Origin of the sequence: Caballeronia choica (assembly GCF_001544535.1) — a bacterium.
In the GTDB taxonomy this organism is placed as follows: domain Bacteria; phylum Pseudomonadota; class Gammaproteobacteria; order Burkholderiales; family Burkholderiaceae; genus Caballeronia; species Caballeronia choica.
The window spans coordinates 1-1,546 of record NZ_FCON02000434.1; the positions used below are offsets into that span (position 1 = coordinate 1).

General features: G+C 59.3%; 1 protein-coding gene. It reads right to left on the bottom strand.

All coding sequences use genetic code 11. The annotated features are described in order from the left end of the window. Nucleotides 1-1,476, bottom strand: a 1,476-nt coding sequence (locus tag AWB68_RS44745; RefSeq protein WP_087650435.1) for an amylo-alpha-1,6-glucosidase, incomplete at its 3' end; no start/stop codon positions are given. Nucleotides 1,477-1,546: the final 70 nt, after the last annotated feature.

A 1,546-nucleotide genomic window follows, 5' to 3' on the forward strand; every position in this document is an offset into this window, starting at 1 on the left:
ATCATTGAATCGTCTGAAGAGATCGGCGGCCTTTGCGCGCAGCGCGGTGGCGCGGGCATTGTCCTGCAGTACATCGTAGATTTTAGCCATTCGCAACCACGCGTCGTAGACATAGCCCTGCAACTCACAAAGCGCTTTGGGACCGACCACCCGTTTCCCGTCGGGATAGACCACGGCATCGCCGGAGTCCTTCCAGCTCTGGTTCTCAAGTCCGGCAGGCGAGCGCGTGGCGTATTCCTGAAACCCATCGCCATCCCGGTCGCCGTATTTGTCGATCCAGTCGAGACAGCGCTCCGCAGTGGGCAGGTGACGCTTCAGCAGATCGAGGTCCCCCGTGCAACACCACGCCGTATGCAGCGTAATGAGATAGAGCGGCGTCGCGTCCGCCGTTCCGTAATAGGGTGTGTGGGGCACCAGATGAAGGTGGGCAAGCTCACCAAGGCGCAGCTCGTGTATGATCTTGCCGGGTTCGGCGTCGCGATAGTCGTCCCAATCGTTCGCCTGACGAGCGCCCAGCACGTCCAGGGAGCCAAGCGCAAAGGACGGATAAACCAGCGAGGTCTGCAGCGAGGCGATCAGACTATCGCGGCCGAACAGCGCAACGAACCATGGCAGTCCGGCAGCCGGCACCAGGTGCACGACGTCGGCGTCAGAAGGGGAACCTCTGATAGGCAGGCGCAACGCCGCGAGGTCATCGGTGGCTTGGCGAAACACGCGCCGCAGCGTTTCGTTCGTGCTCTCGAGCTTGAGCACGGCGCTCTGCCACTGTGCAAGCCGCTTGCTGTTTTCCGACACATCGCTTTCCAAACCACGACAGGAGACTGGTGCCACAAAACGTTCGCGCCCGTCGGAGAATTCGTATCGAATACAGCAATGCCAGCAGGCGGAGGGCTTCATTGCAATGTCGAACGTAATACGGCCGTTTGCGTAGGCGGCCGCCGAATCGCTGTTACTGGCTGTCACCTCCACCGCCCGCAAGAAATCCCGGTTGCAATATGCGGTGGTCAGACGCTGCTCTGACTCTGACCATGCCGTCGTAACGTGCCCGCGGCGGACGAAATGTCCGGATTTCACTTCGAAAATGTCCGCGAAATCACTGCGTAGGACGATCTCGAGGTTAAAGCGCACCGTGGAATCACCATAATTGGTCAGATCGATATCCTCATGCACGCCGCCGCCAATCTCACGATTGAGTGTGAGGCCGAGCGTATGTGACGCAATCGGTCCGGCTTCGGTAACGAACGGACGATTTGCCAGAAAAATCCTTGCAGCGAACGCGGCTGTCGCGCCGCTATTGAGCAGTTCCCACGGCTCCCCATTCGCGTACACGGTCCAGTTGCTAATCACGCGCGTATCGTAAAAGTAAAGCCCCTTCTGCGAGTGCCCATTGATCTGGCCATCAGGTTCGGTCAGCAAGACAGCGTGGCCCTGGTGGATGGCAAGCTGTGGCGGTCCTACCTTGACCTCAAGTGACATAGTCGTCTCCTTGCCCGGCGCACCGGAACTGCATGATGTCTGTGCATGGCTGATCATGGAACAAGAGCCG